Here is a 20,007-nt window from a genome sequence, read left to right on the forward strand (position 1 = left end):
GGCGCGGCACCGGGCCATGCCGCTGCGACGGAAAATCGACTCGAACCGGGGGGAACATGCATCGGCGCATCATGACGATCGTTGCGGCGTTGGCCGCACTGTTGCTCGGCGTGAGCAACCTGGCACTGGCACATCCCGGCGGCGAGGACGATGGCACGAGGCACGACAGCAGGCACGCGCTGCACGACTTCGGCCACGACTCCGACGCCGAGGGTCACATCGACCCGGATGTGAACTACGGGCTGCGCCTGGTCGGACAGGACACGCTCGCCGGCGTCGACGACGGACGCTACACCGACGTCTGGGCCGACGGGCGCGGCTACGCCTACGTCGGCACCTTCGAAGAGCCCACCTGTGACCGATCGGGCGTGTACATCAGCGACATCTCGGACCCGGAGAACCCGACCACCGTGTCGATGGTCAAGTCGCCGCCGAACACGCGGGTCAACGACGTCAAGACCGTCGAGGTCGACGGGATGACTGTGCTCATCCATACGCTGGAGCCGTGCGGCACCACCGTGCCGTCCGGCACGCAGGGCCAGGGCGGCATCGCCCTGTGGGACGTCACCGACCCCACGCAGCCGCGGTCGCTGAAGCGCAACTTCCTGGACTTCGGTGTCCACAACACCTATCCGTGGCATGACGGTGACAACACGTACCTGATCGGTGTCAACGACGACGAACTGCAGGACGTCTTCATCGTCGACATCACCAAGCCGCAGTCCCCGAAGCTGCTGTCCGAGGTCGGGCTGCCCGACTGGCCCGACGCGCAGGACGAGCAGTCCGACGGCACGGGCGCCTTCTCCGCGTCGTTCAACCACGACGTGTGGGTCACGGACCTCGGCGACGGCGACTTCCAAGCCGTCGTGTCGTACTGGGACGCCGGCTTCGTGACGCTCGACGTCAACGACCCCGCGAACCCCATGTTCGTCGACGACTCGACCTACCCGGACCCCGATCCCGTCAACGGCTTCAGCCCGCCTGAGGGCAACGCGCACGCCGCGGTCTACAACGCCGACAGCAGCCAGATCCTCGCGGGTGACGAGGACTTCGACCCGTACCGCGTGGTCGCCGAGATCACGTCGGGGACGTTCGCCGGCACGCTGTTCAACGGCACACAGGGAGACAACGTGCCGCAGATCAGCGATGAGACCGGTCTGGTCGGACAGGTGCGCTACGTCGGCACCGCGTGCGGCGGCGACATCCCCGACCCCGACGGTGCGACGATCGCGTTGATCGAACGCGGTGGCTGCACCTTCACGCTGAAGGCGCAGACGGCCGAGGCCGAGGGCTACGAGGGTGCCATCGTGTTCAACTCCGAGGGCGGAGACCCACCATGTGAGGCGTCGGTATCTCCGATCGCCGAGGCGGGCATCCCGTTCCTCTTCGTCGCACGGTCCGTCGGTTACGAACTGCTGGGCATCGAGGGCTACGACCCCGACAACTGCCCGGGTGGCGAGAACCCGGCACTGCCGGCGGTAGGCGCACTCGGTGAGTCGGTCAGCGTCACCGCCGAGTGGGACGGGTGGGGCTACTTCCACCTGCTCGACCGCGAAACGCTGGACGAGCTCGGCTACTACGCGCCGGCGCAGGTCAACGACCCCGCGTTCGCGGAGGGCTTCGGCGACCTCACGATGCACAACGTCGAGGGCGACCCCGACGATCCGAACGTCGCGTACATCGCGTGGTACTCGCTGGGCATGCGCGTGGTGGAGCTGAACACCGGCGCTGACATCGAGCCGCCCGAGGACGAGACGGGTGCGGCCGACTGGGAGGCCGCGACGCCCGCGGTCGACGACTACTACGGCAACAACGTCACCGAGGTCGGGCGTTGGATCTCGCCCGACGGCTCCAACTTCTGGGGTGTGACGGTCACCGAGATCGGCGGTCAGGAGTACATCCTCGCGTCCGACCGCAACTCGGGCCTGCACATCTTCCAGATGGACGAGAGCTACTGCGAGATCTTCGTCGAGGACGGGGTCTGCCCGTAGCACGTAGCTGAGCAGATCGGGCCCGGGGAGCTGAGCACCCCGGGCCCGTTCGCGTCGCCGGGCTCAGCGCTGCGGAGGACGCGCGCTCATGTCAATGCGTGCGGCGTCGCCGAGGTTCGACGCGCCCTCGAGGAACTCGACGGCGTCGACCTGCCGTGCGTGCTTGCCTGTGTAGCGCAGGATGTACAGCCCGTTGCGGATGTCCACGACGTAGACCAACCCCTCGGAGATGACCGGGAAGCTCCACACGACCACCTGGTTCGGCCCGCGGCTCAGAGCGGGATCCTCGGTGGCCACCGACGTCAGCGGCTCCGGTGAGAACCATCCCGCCTGCTTCGGGTTCGCGGGACCGGAGACGTCGATCGCCTGCAGACCCCCCGAGTGCCAGGCGATGAACGCCAGGTTGCGGGTCAGCGTCGGGTTGTGCGACGCGAAGCTGGTCAGCCTGTTCGTTGGCGAGTCCGGCGCGAGCGTCTCGCAGAACGCCTCGGTGTTCTGCCTGATCTGGTACTCCCCGACGATGTGGGGACGACGTGGCTGCGCGACGTTGATCGTGCGGACCCATCCCCATGGGCAGCCATGGCTCGGCACGGTGAAGGTGCCGTACACCTCGTCGGTCACGAGGGCGAACGGCCGACCGGGCAGGGGTACCGCCGAATGCGCCGGGTTCGCATTCTCCCACGTCGGCCGATTCTCCGGTGGCGTGAGCAGGTCGTCATTGAGCGAGAGCACCACACCGTCGGCCACACCGCCGACGACCGCGCTCGTGTCGAGCACCAGGAAGTGCCCGTCGAGGTACGCCAGGTACGTCCGGGTGCCGTCGACCCGACGGCGTCATCGAGTGCAGCGCCAGGTTGCAGTTGTACACCGCGCAGTCCGGCGGCCCGTACGCCGGATCGTCGGTGCCCGGGAACAGGTGGTTCCAGTTCCCCTCCGCCACCAGTCGCGCGTCGCCACCCTCGGACACGTCGCTGATGTCGACGATCATGAGGTTGGGACGGTCGGAGTCCAGCGAGATCGTCGGCAGCGAGATCCACAGCAGCGCACGGTCAGGATCGTCAGGGTCGACCCACAGGAACATCTCGTGGGGCGCGCGCACCTGCCCGTTCGCCGTCGTTGGCACGTAGCCCGAGATGAGCGTGGGGTTGACGGGATCGCTGAGGTCGTAGAAGCGGATCTCGGGCGTGACCTGCGTACCCGAGCAGGCGTGGATGAACGCGCTGCAGGTGAAGTTCATCACCATCAACAGGTCCCTCTCGGGCCACACGCGCAGCTCGCGCGACGTCTCGCCGTCGTTGCCCTCGAGCGGTGGTCCGATCTCGCCCACGACCTGGGGGTCCGTCGGATCGGACGCGTCGACGATCAGCACGCCGGGGTGTTCGTGCGGGCACGAGTCGGGGTCTTCTTCGCGTCGAGGGTCGCCGATCCCGCAGGTGTCGGAGCCGTCTGTGCGGTTGCCGATGTAGACGTAGTCGCCGTACAGCGCAATGCCGGCGTTCATGCCGCGGCCGAACAGGGGCTCGTGACCGACCAGTTCGAGGTTCTCTGCGGTGCCCGGTGTGCCGCCAGCGCCGACGTTGTTGTCCTCCCGGCTCTGGCCGCTCGCGGCGGCCGGCATCAACGCCAGCACGAGCGTCAGGATCAGGCCGGCGATCGTTGCCTGCCGTCTATGCATGGTTCTTCCCCTCTCGGATGATGACCGGCCGCACCGGGATCGGCACGGAGAGGACGTCGCATCGGACGGTGGCGGCGGACGGCGTCGCGGACCCGCCGCCACCGTCCCGGCCGGACGTCAGCCGCGCAGTCGCAGCACGACGAGGCCGCCTGACCGGTCGGAGCCGTAGATGTACTGCTCACCGGCCAGCACCGCGTCCGCATCGCCGTCGCTGATCGCCTGCCAGAACGAGCCGCACAGCCGGTACAGCCGCTTCTCCTCCGGCGTCTCGCGCCGCTTGTCGCTGCACTCCTGGCCGCCGGCGGCCTTGTACTGCGCCAGCAGCGTCGGGTTCGCCGGATCCGAGATGTCCCAGACGTACAGGCCGTCGAAGTACGCCCCGTGCGTCATGATGTCGCCGTAGATCCGGAAGTTGTGCCCGGTCCGCGCGTAGTTCGTGGTCTCACCGTTGCGGTTGCTGCCGGTCGGATGGTCACCACTCGCGTCGTCGGCGTTGCGGTCCGAGCACTGGTTCGCGCTGGACGTCGGCCAGTCGAGCACGCCGACCTCCTCCACCAATCGGGGCTCCTCGCCCACGGCGGGCAGGTCCGCCGTGTCGAAGATGTGGATGATCCCAGGGTCGCCGCACTGGATCTCGTCACCGACGTACGTGAAGGCGCCGTCGTCGGTGGGTTCGGCGTAGTGACCGTTGGACCCGGTCGTGTAGCCGTCGACCGTGACGGTGCCGTCTGCGTTGATGTAGTTGTTGAACGCAACCAGGTGGTCGCTGATGTCGCCGGTCGTTGAGCCCTCGACCACGTCGGTCACGTCGACGACGTAGAACTGCGGGCCAGCGACGTAGGCGAAGATCCGACCGTCCGGGGCGCGCTGCACGAACAGGTCATGGGACTCTTCGCGCTCGACCTCGGGGCGGACCGAGCGGGTGTCCTCGAGGTTCGAGTACCACGCGACCAGCTCGGGCGGTGCGGGGGTGTCACCGAACAGCGGGCGGATGTCCCAGATCTCGAAGCTGGCCTCGTCGATGCCGCCGAGGAACGCGTAGTCGCCGAACAGGAAGCCGTTGTGGGATCCGCCCTCCCGGTCGATGAACGCGACCTGATCACCGAGCGCTGCGGCGGGGTCGTAGCCCCACGGTTCGGCCGTCGCCGGATCGCGGATGTCGAACAACCAGGCGCCGTCGTTGTCGTCGGGCGCACCCTGCGTAGTGGCCAGCACGGTGTTGCAGGCGGGGTCGTCCGCACCGGTCGTGTTCTCGCCGTACCCGCAGCGGTCGACGTCGCCGTTCACCTTCGTGTCCAGCACGGCGCCGGGCAACATGAAGTAGGTCGCCAGCGTCGGGTTGGCGGGATCGGACACGTCGGCGACCTTGAACGCCGACTGGCCGTTCTCGTCGAGCGGGCTGAAGCTGCCGACGTAGATGAAGTCGTCGCGGATCTCGATCTCGGTGTTGCGGGTCGTGAAGTCGAGGTCGTAGTCGGTCGCGCCGACCCGTTCGAGTCCGCGTGGCGTGGTCTGGGCCGCGGCCGTCAGTGGCAGGACGAGCAGGACGAGCGTGAACAGCGCCAACGGAAGCCGGCGCAGGCGGTGGCGTGGGCGAAGGTGCATCACAGTCCCCCTGTGGGAGATCGACACGGCGGCCGCGGCGGACCGCCCGGATTGCGGAAGCGGCGACCACCCCCTTTGCGACTGTCCGCGCACGGAGCCGATCGGGAGCGTCCTGCGGCCGATCGTCGACCGCCACGTGTGGTGCCCCCTCAGCGCCGCACACGGGTCGGTTCACCCTCTATGACAAACCGTAGTAGTTGCTGCGTGAGCCCGTCAATGGCTGCGTTCAACTTCTCGTCACACGCGCGGGCGTGCAAGCTCAGTCCGACGGCAGGCGGTAGGGCAGTCCCGTGTAGTTCTCCGCGAAGGCGGTCTGCGCAGCGCGAGAGTCCTCCAGGTAGGCGAGCTCGGTCTCGGCGATGCGCTCGTCGAACGCGTCGTCGGCGGCGGGGAAACGGTGCATCATCGTGGTCATCCACCACGAGAACCGCACCGCCTTCCAGACCCGCAGCAGCGCGTTGTCCGAGTACGCGTCCACGCCGGATGACGAGCCGTCGTGGTACCAGTCCCGCAGCGCGTCGGCCAGGTACACGACGTCGGACACGGCGAGGTTGAGCCCCTTCGCGCCCGTCGGCGGCACGATGTGGGCAGCGTCGCCGGCGAGGAGCAGACGGCCGTGGCGCATGGGTTCGGCGACGAAGCTGCGCAGGGGGGTGACCGACTTCTCGATCGACGGCCCTGTCTGCAGGTTCGCGACCGCGTCGTCGGGCAGCCGGGTCGTCAACGCGGTCCAGAACCTGTCGTCGGACCACTCGCCGGGGTCGGCGTCGGCCGCGCACTGCACGTAGTAGCGCGACAGCATCTCGTGGCGCATGGAGCAGAGCGCGAAGCCGTCGGGGTGGTGGGCGTAGATGAGCTCATCGTCGATCGGTGGGGTCTCCGACAGGATGCCGAGCCAGCCGAAGGGATAGACGCGCTCGAAGGTGGACACGACGTTGGCGGGCACGGCGCGGCGGGACACGCCGTACTGGCCGTCGCAGCCTGCGACCCAGTCGCACTCCAGGCGTTCGGTCTGCCCGTCCCGAGCAAGTTCGACGTACGGCGCGTCACCCGTGACGCCGCGGATCGCCGTGGCATCGGCGTCGTCGATGATCGTGATGCCGCGTTCGCCCATGGCGTCGTAGAGGTCGTGCTGGACCTCGGTCTGGCCGTAGATCATGACGTAGCGGTCGACCAGGCCGGCGAAGTCGATGCGCACCGTGCGCCCGCCGAAGGCCAGGTTCACGCCCTCGTGGCGGAACCCCTCCTTGTCCATCCTCTCGCCCAGGCCAACCGAGCGGAGGGTGTCACACGTCCCGTACTCGAGCACGCCGGCGCGTATCCGCGAGAGCACGTAGGCCTGGCTGCGCCGTTCGAGCACGACGCTGTCGATGCCGGCGCCGTGCAGCAGCAGCGACAGCAGCGAGCCGGCCGGCCCGCCGCCGATGATCGCGACCTGGGTCCGCATCCTTCGACTCCTCGACCGATCCGCTGGGACGACGCCGCGGATACCAGCGTTGCGTGGACGGTACCAACGCAACCGAACGGCCGGCGCCCTGTCATGGGGAGAGTTGCGCGGCTCGGTGTTGAGAAGTCTCCCCGCTGGCGGACGGGGACGGGTTGTCGGGGAGAGGTGCGCGGCTCGGTGTTGAGAAGTCTCCCCGCTCCACGGCGCTGCGCCCGGTCGTCGTCAGGGCAGCAGCGTGCCCGACGTCAGCGGACCGAGCAGCGGCCCGGCGCCGAGTCCGACAGCGACGACGGCCAGGCCGGCGGTCACCGCTGCGGCGGTCGCCCAGCCGCCCAGCAGCGGGGCGGGCTCGTCAGCCGCGGGATCATCGAAGTACATCGGGCCGATGACGCGCAGGTAGTAGTAGAGCGACACGACGGTGTTGACCACCGCGAGCACGGCCAGCCAGCCGTACCCGCCCTGCAGGGTCGCGGTGAACAGCGTCAGCTTGCCCACGAAGCCGGCCAACGGTGGGATGCCGACCAACGACAGCAGCGCAACGACCAGCGTCGCGGTGAGCACCGGACGGCGCGTCGCGAGCGCTCGGTAGTCGGTGATCCGCGTCCGTCCGCGCAGCGCCACGACCACGCCGAACGCCGCGACGTTCGCCGCGGCGTACCCGGCCAGGAAGTACACCAGTGCGCCGGCCGCCGTCGGACTGCGTTCCATCACGACCACGGCCATCAGTGCGTATCCGGCCTGCGACACCGAGGACCAGCCGAGCAGCCGACGCAGGTCGTCCTGCCACAGCGCGGCGAGGTTGCCCAATGTCATCGTCGCCGCCGCGAGGACGGCGACGAACACACGCCAGTCGATGACGGCGTCCGGCAGCACGTGCATGACCCGTGACAGCGCGACGACGGCGCCGACCTTCGGGGCAACGGTCAGGAACGCGGCGGCCGGGGCGGGGCCGCCCTGAGCGACGTCGGGCACCCAGGCGTGCGCGGGCGTGGCGCCGATCTCGAAGGCCAGGCCGACACCGATGGTCACGACGGCGGCCAGCAGTACGACAGCATCCGGATCGCCGGTCGACAGCACGTCCGCCGTCCCGGCGAGGCTGGTCGTACCGGTGAGGCCGAACAGCAGCACGACGCCGATCAGCAGGACAGCGTTGGTCAGCGCGCCGATCAGGAAGTACTTCATGCCGGCCTCGACGGCGGCCGCCGATCCCCGGTGGTACGCGGCCATCGTGTACCCGGTGACCGAGACGAGCAGCATGCCGACCACGATCTCCATCGTGTCGGCGGCGCCGGCAAGGACCATGGCGCCGGTGGCGCTGAACAGCACGATCGCCGGGTGCTCGCCCGCGCGCGGGTCGGTGCGCATCCAGCGGTGTGCCAGCGCCAGCGTCACCAGGGTGACCGCGAGGATCGTCAACTCGGCGCCCGTGGTCACCCGGTCGAGCGCCCAGTCGCCCATGAACCCCAGCCGCGGCTCCGTCATCGCGAGGCGCACGCTCCAGACCGCCGCGACGCCGACGCAGGCGCAGGCCAACGGAGTCGTCACCCACTGGAGGCGCCGTGGCACGAAGATCGCGGTCAGCAGGATCACGGCGGCGCCGACGACCAGTGCCAGCTCAGGCCCCAGGTCGCCCGGCGTCATCGCGCCCATGCCGCGCATGACTCACCCGGCTCCGTTGATCTCGAGCAGCAGACCCGACGTCGGCGTCACCAGATCGAGCAGCCACGTCGGCCACACGCCGATCAGCACCACGAGCGCCAGCAGTCCGACCAGCACCGCTGCCTCGCGCGCGCCCAGGTCGGCGAAGCCGGTGAGTCGATCGGGCGTGTCGCCGAAGAACAACTGCTGGAGCAGCTGCAGGAACAGCGCCGCGGTGATCAGCACACCGAGCAGCCCGATGGCGGCGAGGACCGGGAAGACCGCGAAGGTTCCCACGAAGATCTGGAACTCGGCGACGAACCCGGCGAGTCCGGGCAACCCCAGGCTGGCGAAGGCGGCCACGGTGGTCGCGCCGGCGAACCGCGGCGCAGGTCCCGCGAGCCCGCCGTAGTGGTCGAGCCGGTAGTCGGCCGTGCGTTGCCACATGGACCCGGCCAGCAGGAACAGCGCGCCCGTGATCAGGCCGTGGGCGACCATCTCGACCACCGCCCCGGTGATGGCCAGGCTCCTGGCGGCGGACTGGCCGGTCGCCGCCCCCGCGACGGCGACGCCCAGCACCGCGTACCCCATGTGGTTGACCGACGTGTACGCGATCCGGCGCTTGAGATCGATCTGACCCAGCGCGACGAGTGCGCCGTAGACGATGCTGACGACCGCCACGATCGCCAGGGGCAGCGCGAAGGCCGCGAAGGTCTCACGCGCCATCGCGAGCGGGATGCGGATCATTCCGAAGGTGCCCATCTTCAACAGCACGCCGGCCAGGATGGCGGACACCGGGCCGGGCGCGTCGACATGGGCGGGCGGCAGCCACGTGTGCACGGGCACGAGCGGGGTCTTGACGGCGAGCCCGAACAGGACCGCCGCCATCGCGAGCCCGGCCCGCGCGCCCCCACCCGCCAGCGGCTGCTGCGCGATGAGCTCACGCATGTCGAACGTCAGCGGGTCGGTGCCCAGGTAGAGCGCGAGGAAGCCGAGCAGCATCACCAGCGACCCGGCCAGCGTGTAGAGGAAGAACTTCAGAGCCGACTTCTGCGCGTCGCCGTGCCCCCACCGGCCGATCAGGAAGTACATGCCGACCAGGCTCAGGTCGAAAAACACGTAGAAGACGAGCAGATCGATCGTGAGGAACAGCCCGAGTGACGCGAACTGCAGGAACAGCAGCCATGCCCGGTACTGCCGGTGGCGCCCGCGCAGGTCGACGGGGTACAGGGCGGCGGCGATGAACAACAGCGCGGTCAGCAGTGCCAGCGCCAGCGCGATCCCGTCGATGCCGACGCGCCAACCGACGCCCAGAGTCGGGATCCACTCGACGTCGGTGACCTGCTGGAACAGCGCGTCGCCACCTGAGTCGAATCGCAGCCACGCGCCAGACAGCAGTGCCAGCGGTGTGGCGGCCGCGACCGCCGTCAGCAGGCGCGACGCGCGCTCGTCCAACCGCGGGACCGCCACCAGCGTGATGGCGCCGAGCAGCGGCGTGAAGATAGCCAGGGTCAACACGGGTTCACATGCTCCAGGCCGCGGTCAGGGCGACCAGCACGAGCGTGCCGATCGCGATCGCCGCGTAGTAGGTGTGGGCCTGTCCGGTCTGGACGCGGCGGCTGTCACGCCCCGCGACGCCGATCAGGCGGGCCAGGCCGGTGACCGTGCCGTCGACACCCAGCTCGGCGACGCGGTCGAGCACCCGCGCGGCCCAGGCGGTGAACGTGGCGATGCCGCGCACGCCGGCGTCGACCACGTGGTCGTCGGAGCGCCGCAGTTGGCCGCTCAGGGTGCGTCCGACGGCGGCGATCCCGCGCACCGCGCCGTCGATGACCGCGTCGTCGAAGCGCGCCACGGCTCCGGCGGCCGCCAACGTGGGGTCCACGACGGCGACGCGGGTCAGCGCGGGCAGGCCGATCCAGGTCGCGACGCGGTCGGCGCGTGGCGTGGTCGCGGCGTGGGCGAGCCGGTCGTGGCGACGCAGGACCACCGCGGCGTAGCTCGCCACGGCGATGGCCAGCAGCGACGCGGCCAGCTCCCATGGAGCCCGCGTGGGCAGGTCCCCGCCGACGACCGCAGTCAGCGCGCGCCCGCCGGCGGGCAGCCACAGCAGCCCGAGCGCCAGGCCGAGCGCTCCCAGCAGCCCGATCGCGATGTGCTCGGTCATGGTCGGCCGATCGCGCAGCGCAACGTGTCGGCGGTCCCGCGGCGTCCCGTACGCCAGCAGCTGGAACCTGGCCGCGTAGTAGGCGCTGAGCCCGCCGGCGACGATGACGGCCACGGCGAGCCACGTGCCGTGGTGCGCGGCGGCGGCGACCACGCCGTCCTTGGTCCACGCCATGCCCAGCGGCGGCACCGCGGCGAGCGCGATGGTGCCCGACGCGGTCAGCCACGTCATCGCCGGTAGGCTGCGTCGAAGGCCCATGCGGGCCAGTTCGCGCGTCCCGGTCGCGCCGATCGCGACACCGGCCGACAGGAACAGCAGGGCCTTGCACAACGCGTGTGCGATCAGGTGGGCGACCGCGATCGTCGGGTAGCCGGCGCCGACGGCGACGAGCATCAGCCCGTACTGGGCCGACGTCGAGGCTGCCAACAGCTTCTTCGCGTCGTCCTGCACGGTGGCGACGACACCGCCTGCGAGCGCGGTCAGCAGGCCAACGGCCATCGTCGTTGGAGCGAACCAGCCGACGGTGTCGAGCACCGGATGCAGGCGGGCCAACAGGTACGCGCCGGCGGCGACCATGGTCGCCGAGTGCAGCAGCGCCGACGCCGACGACGGTCCGGCCATCGCCGAGAACAGCCACGGCGCGAACGGGACCTGCGCCGACTTCGCCACCGCCGCCACCAGCACACCGGCGACGACGGCGTGGGCGGCCGGCCCCTCCATCCCGGGCAGGTCCGCGAACGCCAACCCACCGCTGGCGGCGAACGCGGCACCCGCGGCGACGAACAGCCCGAGGTCACCGGCGCGCGTGGCGTTGAACGCGTGTGCCGCCATCGCCGGCGCGTCACCGCGCCACTCGTGGGCGATCAACGCCCACGAGACGGCGCCGACCAGTTCCCAGCCGATCAGCAGCGACAGCAGATCCTCTGCGAGCAGCACGAGCTCCATTGCGCCGACGAAGGCGACCAGCAGGCCGAGCAACCGCGGCAGGCCAACGGCGTCCTCGTGGGCTACGGCCCACGCGACGACGGCGAGCGCCACCAGCGGGACCAACGCGATCAGAGGGCGGCTGACGCCGCTGACACCGAGCCGCAGCACCAAGCCCCCGCCCCACCCGAGCGACGTCGACGGCTGCCACAACGCCGTCCACGCGGTGGTCACGAGTGTGACCGTCAGTGCGGCGCAGGCCACGATGCCGAGCGCGCGCCGCGATCCGCCACGCCACACGCCGAGCGCGAGGCCCGTCAGCGCGGGCAGCCAGATGATCGAGAGCAGCATCTCAGCCCTTCAACGTCGAGATGCCTTCGGTCATGTCGGCCTGACGCGTCCGGTAGACGGCGACCACGAGCGCGAACCCGATCGCCATCTCGACGGCCATAACGGCCATGGCGACGATCACGAGCACCTGCCCCTCGGGGACACCACCGGCCGCGTAGGCCCAGACCCCGGCGCCGGCGAGGATCGCGCCGTTCACCATCAGTTCGATGCCCATCATGATCATGACGAACGTCTGCTGCGCCAGGGCGCCCCAGACACCGATGCCGATCAGCGCGGCGGCGACCAGCAGCACGGTCACCAGCGTCATCGTGCGCGCCCCGCTCGGCGGATCGTAGAGCTCGTCGTCTCCGCCGTAGCGACGCTCGGCTCACGACGGCCCAGAAAGCCTTGCGGCGCGGTCATCAGTGCCCCCCGTGGTGCATGTGGCCGTGCCCGCCGCCGTCGTCGACGAGATCGTCCTCGGGACGGTGGTCGCCATCCGGTTCGAGCGGTGGAGCGACCGAGCCGCCGTCGTCGTCGCCGTACCGGCCGCGTGCAGATGACAGCATCACGGCGCACACCATCGTCGCGACCAAGGTGACGCCGGCGGTCTCGAACACCAGCATCGAGTCGCCCAGCAACTCGCTGCCCAGCGCGCGGATTGTCGCCGGGATCGGCGCGGCCGGCGCGTCCGGGAATGCGCCGGCCACCGCGACGCCACCGAGGCCGAGCGTGGCGACGACCCCTGCGCCGATCGCGAACCGGGGCTGGTGCACCATGTTCATCGGGTTGAGCCCTGCCGGGTTCATCATGAACATGACCATGAACAGCGCCATCACGACCATCTCGACGGTCATCATGAACAGCAGCGCGGTCCCCAGGTACTCGGCCAGCAGCAGCACGCAGAGCGCGCCGACGTTGAGGAACGACGCGAGCAGCAGGAACGACGCGCGCACCATCGAGTCCGTGCGGAACACCCGCCATCCGGTCCAGATCGCGGCGGCCGAGAAGACGGCGAAGGCGGCGGACGTCACAGCGACACCACCCCGGCGATCGCGAGATCCGCGAACGCCAGGGGCAGCAGCACGGTCCACGCGATGTGGACGAAGCGCTCAGGGCTGACCCGCGCGAGCAGGTGCCGACTGGCGAGCACGGTCACCGCCACCGCGGCGGTCTTGAGCGCCATCCACACGATGGGCGGCAGCACCGGGCCCAGCCATCCGCCGAGGAAGACGGCCGCCGCGGCGGCCGAGAACGCGACGAGCATCGCCGCGCGTGCGCCGACCCACGCCAGCCGGACCACGCCGCTGTCCTCGGCGGCGCCTCCGCCGGCCAGGTCGGGGCTGTCGACGATGGCCAACGGGCCGGTGAACGTGACGCCCGCCGTGACGATCAGGAACAACGGCAGTCCGAGCGGCTGGCGGACCACGTTCCACACCGGTTCCTGCGAGGCCACGATCGCGCCGATCGACAGCGACTCCGCCGGCAGCGCCGCGGCGATCAGGACGAACATGCTCAGCAGTTCGTACGACAGCGCGACCCCGACGAAGCGGTAGCCCGCGACCAGCGGCAGAGCGGAGTTCGGCGCCCACCCGTGGAGGAAGATCGCAACGATCGCCAACGCCTCGGCGGCGCCGAACACGACGATGCCGGTACGGACGTCGGCCACGGCCAGCCCGGGTCCCAGCGGAACGACGCTGAGCGCCATCGCGGCCAGCCCGGCGTAGGCCGCCGGCGCCATCACCCAGAGGATCCTGTCGGGCGCCTCGGTGGTCACCGGCTGCCGGCGCGCGACGGCGGCGGCCTCCCGGGCCGGGCCCGTGACGACCGACCACAGCACCGGCCGTCCGGCGACCAGGGCGAACAGCACACGGTCGACGACCGCCACCAGGTACGCGCCGATCGCGAGCACACTCGCGATCAGCACCACGGCGGGGCCCGTGCCCACGGTGACCGCGTCCATCACGTCTGCACTCCCACGGCGTCGGGCTGCAACGCGTCGACGCTCGCCAGGGTCGCCATCGCGTCGGTCAGCGTCATGCCCACGACCGCGGCCTCGACCGCCGACGGTTCGGCCGACGGCGCGGCGCCCGAGACCGAGCCGTCGATCGCGGCGGTCAGCGTGGCGATCCGGTGCCGCCACCGCTGCGCCGCGTCGCCCCCGTCGATCGTGCCAACGCCGCGCAGGGTCCACAACAGCCCGCTGCGGCGGACGCGGCGACACAGCCCGGCGGTTGCCCGCGCCAACGGCGCGCGATCCGCGTCGTCGGTCACCGTGCGGGCCAGCGCGGCGGCGCGGGACGCCAGCGCGTCGAGCCCGGCGACGTGCAGGCCGTGGGCGGTGCGGCGCAGCAGCCGGCGTGCAGTGCGCAGGTCCGGGTCGGCGGGTTCGCCGAACCATTCGTCGCGGGCGCGCCGCACGGTCAGCTCGGCGTCCTGCAGCACGTCGCCCTGCAGCGTGACGTGCAGGGTGACCGGGCCGGGCAGGGGATCGAGGAACGGTCCGAGCACCAGGTCGAGCTGGTCGAGCGCCAGCCCGTCGCGGTCGTCGCCCGTCATCGTCATCGGCCGCCCGTACGGCGTGCCGCCCATCATCCCCTCGCCGCCCTGCCCGAACGGGCCGACGCCCCGCCACGCGTTCGGCTCGGTGTCGGGCAGCAGGTCCCGGGCGCCTCGCGCCGGCTCGGCGATGACCACCGATCGTGATCGGTGCACCTGGGCGATCACCGCGTCCAGGTCCTCGTCGACCACCTGTGCAGGCACGTCCCTCGCCGCGCCGGCCGGCCGCCACGCCACGACCGCTCGTGGGTGCGGCAGCTGGTCGTGCACCCGCTGGAGCGGCTCCCGGTCCTCGTCGTCGATCGTTCCGGCGACCAGCAGCACCGCCGCGTGCCGCGGGGTCGTGACCACCCGCACGCCGGGGACACCGCGCAGCTCCTGCGTGGCCTCCCACGCGCCGGCGCCTGCGGCGATCGCCACGGCCACGTCGGTTCGCTGCCGCTCGCCCTCGTTGGGGGTCACTGCCATCGGAACGCGCCCTCGCGCCAGCCGTAGACGACGCCGACCGACAGGATCCCGAGGAACATGCCCATCTCGGCGAGGGCCTTGACGCCCTCCTCGACGAACACGACCGCCCACGGATACATGAACATCATCTCCATCTCGAAGGCGATGAACAGCAGCGTCATGGGGTAGTAGCGCACGTGGAACCGGCTCCACGCGTGGGTCTCGGGCTCCCAGCCTCCGAGCACGGGCACGCGTTGCGGCGCGGACGACCTGTACGGCGACGTCCGGCGGGCGACCACGACGCACAGCGCGGTCGCCAATGCCGCGGCGGCGGTGACGGTGAACGAGGCAAGGAACGCCGGCAGCACGGCAGATCACCCGCCCTCGAGGTCGCTGGCGCCACCGTTCCCGACCAGTTTGAGCACGCGGTGGGCAACCGGGTCAGCCAATCGATAGTAGATGACGCGGCCCTCGCGACGGTTTCGCACGACGCCTGCCGTGCGCAGCAACCGCAACCCGTGCGACACCGACGAGTCGCTCACGTCCAGCGCCAGCGCCAGGTCGCCGACGCAGAGCTCATCGGCCTCGGCCAGCGCCGACACGATGCGGATCCGCACGGGGTCGGCCAGCAGCCGCAGCGTCTCAGCGACGCGCTCGCCGTCATCCGCGGTCAGCGCATGCTCGCGCGCGACCGCGACCCGCTCGGGATCGATGGGATGGTCATGGTCGAAGGGCACGCCCGGTACATTACCCCGACACCCTGACGGATGTGTGGGTGTCGGGGTAACGGCGTGTGGTGACTACCGCGCGAACACCTGCAGCTCGGCGGCACGGACGTTGGTCGCCTGGCTGCTGGCGGTCGAGCAGTCGGTCGGGTTCGATGGATCCTGGTCCTGCTCACCCTGGTAGTCGGGCGTCCCGGTGCACTGGTTGGTGACGACGACCAGCCGCACGGCCGATGCAAGGGTCCGCGGGATCGCGAACGAGCGGATGATCAGATCCGGTGCGCGTGGCCGCGGCGCGATCGCCGGGAAGGCGTCCGCTTGACTCGTGAACACCTTGGTGAACGCCTGGTCCTGCGTGCAGTCGACCGTCGGTCCGGCCTGGCACGCCCACACCTCGAACTGGCGCAGCGCCGAGAAGCGACTCTGTCCCCCGGTGTCACCGCCCGGATCGTCGGAGTCGGCCGGGCGCAGCATCGCGCTGACCTGCACGCGCCGGATGACGTGCGACGGCCGGCTCGGGTCCAGTCGCACCGTGACCTGCTGTCCGGCGACCGGCTCTCCGAGCGCCGCCCAGTTCGTGGCCTCGGTGTCATCGATCAGCTTGTCGGCGTTGATGCCATCGCCGGAGGCGGTCGCGCCCAGGTGGGACGATGCCAGGTTGGCCCGCACCTCGACGGTGAGGTCGCGGACCTGGCCCGCGGACACGCTGACCGTGCCGCGCGTCGAGCCGTAGCCGTCAGCACGGACGACGAACGCGTAGGTCCCGGCGGTCAGATCGAACGTCGCACCCAGCTCGGTCGCCGGGTCCGTGTCGGCGACCGGCGTCGCGCGCGCCTCGTATCGACCGATGTAGAGCTCGGCCGCGACGGGTCCGCCGCTCGCGTCGTTTGCTGTGAACGTCACGGTCGCCTCGTCGGCGAACGGCGACGCGAAGCTCGGAACGGGCTCAGCATCGTTGCCGCTGGTCGCGATGGCCGCGTCACCCATGCCGCGGCGCGCGAACGCGTTCCACAGCAGGTCGGCGTTGGCTCCGCCGAAGCGGACAGCGTCCGCGGCGAGCATCGCGTCGCGCGCGTCCAGCATGGTCGTTGTGGCGGGCATCAACAGCCACGCATCGAACACCAGCTGCACCCACCGGCGGTTGCCCGGGCACTGACCGACCGGCGTCTGCCCGTCGGCACACGCGCGCTGGTCGCCTGCCGACCCCGCACCGTACCGGGCGATCATGTCGCGGCGGATGTCGAAGTTCGTCGCGCTCCAGATCTCCCCGTCGGCATGCACCTGCGGGCCTGTGACGTCGTAGCCGACGTCACTGAAGTTCAGCGGACTGTCGCTCATGTTGAAGTTGCGGATGCCGGCGACGGGGTCCTGGGTCACGTAGGCGCCGATCGTGTAGGGGCTCTCGTCGGCGACCGGCAGCCAGCCATACTCGTTGAGGACCTCCATGGCCGTCAGGTCGGACCAGCTCTCGCCCATGGCGTTGGCTTGCAGCCCCCGGAGCCGGTCGTCGGGGCCGGCCACCATCCGGTTGGAGATCATGTGCGTGTACTCGTGGCCGATGACCGTCATGTCGAAGTCACCGTCGACGCACGGCGCGTAGAACGCCCCGGCGATCGGCTGCCACAGGTACATGTTCGTGATCGGCGCCTGGCCGTCGGGCGGCGTGATCTGGTTCGCGTTGTCACGCACGCCCACCCGCGCCCCGGCCTGAGCGTTGCCCTGCTCGGGGTCGCTGTCGTCCTCACCACGCTCGAAGTTCGACACCTGCGCGTTCCACGTCGTCTCGGTGAACCCCAGGCGGTACGACCAGTCGTGCATCTGGTTGTGGCCGGCGAACAGGTTCGACGTCGCGGCGTCGATGTCGTTCTCGGCGCCGGATCTGTAGACGTCGGGACTGCAGCCCTGCTCGTACCACTGGTTGGTCCAGGGGTACTGGTAGTCGCGCTGCAGGCGACGTTGCGCGGGCTGACGGCCGACCGAGAACGGGTTGGCGTTGTCCCAGTTCTCGTAGCTCCGCGCGTTGTTGCCCAGCGTGGTGTGCGTCGCCGGACCCTTCGTGGGATCGACGTCCCAGGCCACCGGCGTGGCGCCCGGATCCTGCGCGATCACGCGCTCGCAGTCGGGTGCCGGTTCCCAGCACCACTTCTCACGGGTGTCGGTGCTCGAGTAGTTGAGGCCGGGGTACGCGGGGAACTGCTCCCACTTCGGCTCGCCGGCGTAGTCGACCTCGTTGTAGCGCAGCACGACCTGACCGGTCCGCGCGTTGATCACATGCGTGAACGCGAGGGTGCGGAGTTGTCGAGGATGAACGTCTCGTACGCGGGCACCACGCCGCCCTGCGGCAGTGGCAGAGCCACCTGCCTCGCGCTGGCCGGATGCGTGAAACCGTCGACCGCGAGCCGCTCCCAGCCGCGGACCGTGCCCTGCCGCGTGATCTGGTCCGCCGCCACCCGCCGTCCGACGTCCGCAGCCGCGGCACGCACGGCGCGCTCAGCCGTCACCGACGGGGATGCGACCGCACCACGGTCGCCGACGATCGACGACGAGACGTACGCCACGCGCCCGTCGACGATCGCGAGCGACACCAGTCCGCCGCCCGCCACCGGCAGGCCGTCGATCCGCTGTGTCAGCAGCACGGCACGACCGTCGCCGAGTGGCGTCGACCGCACGAGCGTCAGGTCGTTCACGGCGGCCGGCGTCAGCTGGAACAGTGCGGCGTTGTCGCGCAGCCACGTCCGCGCGACGTTCTCGCCGTCTCCATCCAGGCGGGCTGACAGGAACCCCTCGTAGTTGATCAGCGACTGGGGCGTTCCGAACTCGTTCCACCGCACCTGCGCGTCGGGGTCCGCCGCCAGTCTCTCCTGTTGCGCCGACGGCGCTCGCGCAGGCCCCCGTCGGTCGACGTCCGCGGGATCCCCGTCTCGCCTTGGAACCCGATCTCCGGCGGCTCCTGTGGCGCGCGTTGCGCGCTGACGGATCCGGCGACGGTGAGCGTCGCCAGCAGTGCCAGCGCAGCTGCGATCGCGAGACTGCGGACGGTTGTGGTGCATCGGCTCATCGCGGCCCCCTCGGCACGACCCCTGGCCGGAGGATCCGAGGTGCCCCCGGCGTCTCCTCGTCAGCTCGACGACTGGAGCGTACTGCCGACCCGCACGGGGTGAAAGGGGCAACTAGCTCAGATGAGTCATGGACCTCGTAGCACTACGTAAAGTAGTGGGTAGCGCACATGTGGAAGGGTTCAGCCTGCGGTCGGCTGACCGGTTCTGGCGGTCGCAACGGCCATCTACTGGCTCGTTCTCCGGGTGCTCGCGGCGTACCGCAGCGGCATGGTGCTCGGCGCGCTCGCGCCGGACGGGGCCCAGTGTCACAATGTGCCCCGGTTGGGACGGTCCGACCGGGGCACGTGTCGTGTCGGAGGGGCTGATCGCCCCGCAGTGAAGAGTCCTCGGCCCTTGATCGAGCGGGTTGATCGGCGCAGGGTCGAAGGACAAGCGGACGGGTTGGAGGTCCACGATGGTCCAGCGGATGGTGTCGTTCGGCGGTGCGCTGCTGCTGCTGCTCGCGGGCTGCGGTGGAGCGGAATCCACCGCGCCTGATGACGGTTCCTCGCCTGACGTCGCGTCGGAGACGGCGATGGAGTCGTCCGAGATGGCGCAGGAGTCGTCTGAGATGGCGCACGACGAGGACGCCGAGGCAGATGAGCACGCAGGATCGTTCGCGTTCGGTGAGCCCGCCGACCCGGCCGACGCCGACCGCACGGTCGATGTCGAGGCGCAGGAGGAGGGTGGCTTCAGCTTCGAGCCGGACACGATCGAAGTGGCCGAGGGCGAGACCGTGACCTTCAACGTCACCAACGTCGGCGAGGCGGTCCACGAGTTCGTCATCGGGGATGAGCACACGCAGGAGGAGCATGAGGCGGAGATGGAGGCGATGCGTTCGGAGGGCGAGATGGTGATGCATGACGAGCCGAACGCATTTGCGCTGCAGCCTGGTGAGACGAAGACGCTGACCTGGACCTTCTCATCGGCCGGTGAGCTCATCTACGGCTGCCACCAGCCGGGGCACTACGACGCCGGGATGCGCGGGACGCTCGTGGTCACCGACTGACCGGGCCTGATGCGTCCGGCCGGATCGTCGTGACACCGGCAGCGCCGCTACGACCCGGTGCGGCCGGCATGATCTGCTCGGCGTGCTCGATCGGGCCGGCACGCTGCCGTTGAGTGTCCACATCCCGGTGGCGCGGCCGTCGCACAGGTGGATGCGGCTCTCCTGTGCGGTCAGTCGCACGTCCACGAGGTCCGGGTCGGCCGCGGTGTCGGGGTGCCACCGGTGGCTCGAACTGCCTTGGGTGCGGCCATCGGGGCCGCGCCGCCCCGATGGCCGGTCCCGCGCCGTGCCCGTTCGCCACTTGTCAACTGATGACGCCCCGTGGTTTGGTTGGCGATCACGAGGGCCGCGGCGGGCGCGGTCCGTGTGCAAGAGGGGCACCCCGTGAGAAG

Annotated in this window: 17 protein-coding genes; 2 read left to right on the forward strand and 15 right to left on the reverse strand. The window is 70.4% G+C overall.

The annotated features are described in order from the left end of the window. Nucleotides 1–71 precede the first annotated feature (71 nt). On the forward strand, nucleotides 72–1,991 hold the full coding sequence (locus VFZ70_17095) for a PA domain-containing protein (protein HEX6257529.1): 1,920 nt from the start codon (nucleotides 72–74) through the stop codon (nucleotides 1,989–1,991). A 63-nt stretch (nucleotides 1,992–2,054) separates the two neighbouring features. Here the strand turns inward: VFZ70_17095 and VFZ70_17100 are convergent, their stop codons facing one another. From VFZ70_17100 to VFZ70_17170, 15 genes are all read right to left on the reverse strand, one after another. After that, on the reverse strand, nucleotides 2,055–2,768 hold the full coding sequence (locus tag VFZ70_17100; GenBank protein ID HEX6257530.1) for a hypothetical protein: 714 nt from the start codon (nucleotides 2,766–2,768) through the stop codon (nucleotides 2,055–2,057). Beyond that, nucleotides 2,707–3,666 (reverse strand): hypothetical protein, encoded by a 960-nt coding sequence (locus VFZ70_17105; protein HEX6257531.1) that lies wholly within the window; start codon nucleotides 3,664–3,666, stop codon nucleotides 2,707–2,709. Before VFZ70_17105 ends, VFZ70_17100 begins: the two co-directional genes overlap by 62 nt. A 117-nt stretch (nucleotides 3,667–3,783) precedes the next feature. Continuing rightward, entirely contained in the window at nucleotides 3,784–5,271 is a 1,488-nt protein-coding gene (locus VFZ70_17110) for a hypothetical protein (protein ID HEX6257532.1), read from the reverse strand. 259 nt (nucleotides 5,272–5,530) lie between these two features. After that, nucleotides 5,531–6,718: a 4-hydroxybenzoate 3-monooxygenase gene (gene pobA / locus VFZ70_17115; protein HEX6257533.1), complete on the reverse strand. Its 1,188-nt coding sequence runs from the start codon at nucleotides 6,716–6,718 to the stop codon at nucleotides 5,531–5,533. Nucleotides 6,719–6,940: 222 nt separating this feature from the next. Beyond that, complete coding sequence (locus tag VFZ70_17120; protein HEX6257534.1) at nucleotides 6,941–8,377, reverse strand: NADH-quinone oxidoreductase subunit N; 1,437 nt, start codon at nucleotides 8,375–8,377, stop codon at nucleotides 6,941–6,943. Nucleotides 8,378–8,380: 3 nt separating this feature from the next. Beyond that, nucleotides 8,381–9,874 carry an NADH-quinone oxidoreductase subunit M gene (locus VFZ70_17125; protein HEX6257535.1) on the reverse strand — a complete coding sequence of 498 codons (1,494 nt, stop codon included), beginning with the start codon at nucleotides 9,872–9,874 and terminating at the stop codon, nucleotides 8,381–8,383. Between the two features lie 4 nt (nucleotides 9,875–9,878). After that, nucleotides 9,879–11,798: a proton-conducting transporter membrane subunit gene (locus tag VFZ70_17130; GenBank protein HEX6257536.1), complete on the reverse strand. Its 1,920-nt coding sequence runs from the start codon at nucleotides 11,796–11,798 to the stop codon at nucleotides 9,879–9,881. 1 nt (nucleotide 11,799) lies between these two features. Next, entirely contained in the window at nucleotides 11,800–12,105 is a 306-nt protein-coding gene (gene nuoK, locus VFZ70_17135) for an NADH-quinone oxidoreductase subunit NuoK (protein HEX6257537.1), read from the reverse strand. A 94-nt stretch (nucleotides 12,106–12,199) separates the two neighbouring features. Then, nucleotides 12,200–12,811: an NADH-quinone oxidoreductase subunit J gene (locus tag VFZ70_17140; protein ID HEX6257538.1), complete on the reverse strand. Its 612-nt coding sequence runs from the start codon at nucleotides 12,809–12,811 to the stop codon at nucleotides 12,200–12,202. Continuing rightward, complete coding sequence (locus VFZ70_17145; GenBank protein ID HEX6257539.1) at nucleotides 12,808–13,740, reverse strand: NADH-quinone oxidoreductase subunit H; 933 nt, start codon at nucleotides 13,738–13,740, stop codon at nucleotides 12,808–12,810. The genes VFZ70_17140 and VFZ70_17145 overlap by 4 nt, the downstream gene beginning before the upstream one ends. Continuing rightward, nucleotides 13,740–14,804, reverse strand: coding sequence for a hypothetical protein (locus VFZ70_17150; GenBank protein HEX6257540.1), 1,065 nt, complete (start codon nucleotides 14,802–14,804; stop codon nucleotides 13,740–13,742). The genes VFZ70_17145 and VFZ70_17150 overlap by 1 nt, the downstream gene beginning before the upstream one ends. Further along, nucleotides 14,795–15,151, reverse strand: coding sequence for an NADH-quinone oxidoreductase subunit A (locus VFZ70_17155; GenBank protein HEX6257541.1), 357 nt, complete (start codon nucleotides 15,149–15,151; stop codon nucleotides 14,795–14,797). Before VFZ70_17155 ends, VFZ70_17150 begins: the two co-directional genes overlap by 10 nt. Before the next feature lie 6 nt (nucleotides 15,152–15,157). Continuing rightward, nucleotides 15,158–15,520: a metalloregulator ArsR/SmtB family transcription factor gene (locus VFZ70_17160; protein ID HEX6257542.1), complete on the reverse strand. Its 363-nt coding sequence runs from the start codon at nucleotides 15,518–15,520 to the stop codon at nucleotides 15,158–15,160. Between the two features lie 63 nt (nucleotides 15,521–15,583). Then, the gene (locus VFZ70_17165; protein ID HEX6257543.1) at nucleotides 15,584–17,779 is read right to left on the reverse strand and encodes a M36 family metallopeptidase; all 2,196 of its coding nucleotides are present in this window, start codon (nucleotides 17,777–17,779) and stop codon (nucleotides 15,584–15,586) included. Continuing rightward, nucleotides 17,776–18,339 (reverse strand): hypothetical protein, encoded by a 564-nt coding sequence (locus VFZ70_17170; protein HEX6257544.1) that lies wholly within the window; start codon nucleotides 18,337–18,339, stop codon nucleotides 17,776–17,778. The genes VFZ70_17165 and VFZ70_17170 overlap by 4 nt, the downstream gene beginning before the upstream one ends. Nucleotides 18,340–19,021: 682 nt before the next feature. Between VFZ70_17170 and VFZ70_17175 the strand changes: the two genes are divergently transcribed. Continuing rightward, entirely contained in the window at nucleotides 19,022–19,615 is a 594-nt protein-coding gene (locus VFZ70_17175; GenBank protein ID HEX6257545.1) for a plastocyanin/azurin family copper-binding protein, read from the forward strand. Nucleotides 19,616–20,007: the final 392 nt, after the last annotated feature.

This window comes from Euzebyales bacterium (genome assembly GCA_036374135.1).
GTDB lineage: Bacteria > Actinomycetota > Nitriliruptoria > Euzebyales > JAHELV01 > JAHELV01.

Excerpts from the sequence above, each read along its gene's own strand:
- VFZ70_17095 (HEX6257529.1), top strand. The coding sequence starts at position 72 with ATGACGATCGTTGCGGCGTTGGCCGCACTGTTGCTCGGCGTGAGCAAC.
- VFZ70_17105 (HEX6257531.1), bottom strand. The coding sequence starts at position 3,666 with ATGCATAGACGGCAGGCAACGATCGCCGGCCTGATCCTGACGCTCGTG.
- VFZ70_17110 (HEX6257532.1), bottom strand. The coding sequence starts at position 5,271 with ATGCACCTTCGCCCACGCCACCGCCTGCGCCGGCTTCCGTTGGCGCTG.
- pobA (HEX6257533.1), bottom strand. The coding sequence starts at position 6,718 with ATGCGGACCCAGGTCGCGATCATCGGCGGCGGGCCGGCCGGCTCGCTG.
- VFZ70_17120 (HEX6257534.1), bottom strand. The coding sequence starts at position 8,377 with ATGCGCGGCATGGGCGCGATGACGCCGGGCGACCTGGGGCCTGAGCTG.
- VFZ70_17130 (HEX6257536.1), bottom strand. The coding sequence starts at position 11,798 with ATGCTGCTCTCGATCATCTGGCTGCCCGCGCTGACGGGCCTCGCGCTC.
- nuoK (HEX6257537.1), bottom strand. The coding sequence starts at position 12,105 with ATGACGCTGGTGACCGTGCTGCTGGTCGCCGCCGCGCTGATCGGCATC.
- VFZ70_17145 (HEX6257539.1), bottom strand. The coding sequence starts at position 13,740 with ATGGACGCGGTCACCGTGGGCACGGGCCCCGCCGTGGTGCTGATCGCG.
- VFZ70_17150 (HEX6257540.1), bottom strand. The coding sequence starts at position 14,804 with ATGGCAGTGACCCCCAACGAGGGCGAGCGGCAGCGAACCGACGTGGCC.
- VFZ70_17175 (HEX6257545.1), top strand. The coding sequence starts at position 19,022 with ATGGTCCAGCGGATGGTGTCGTTCGGCGGTGCGCTGCTGCTGCTGCTC.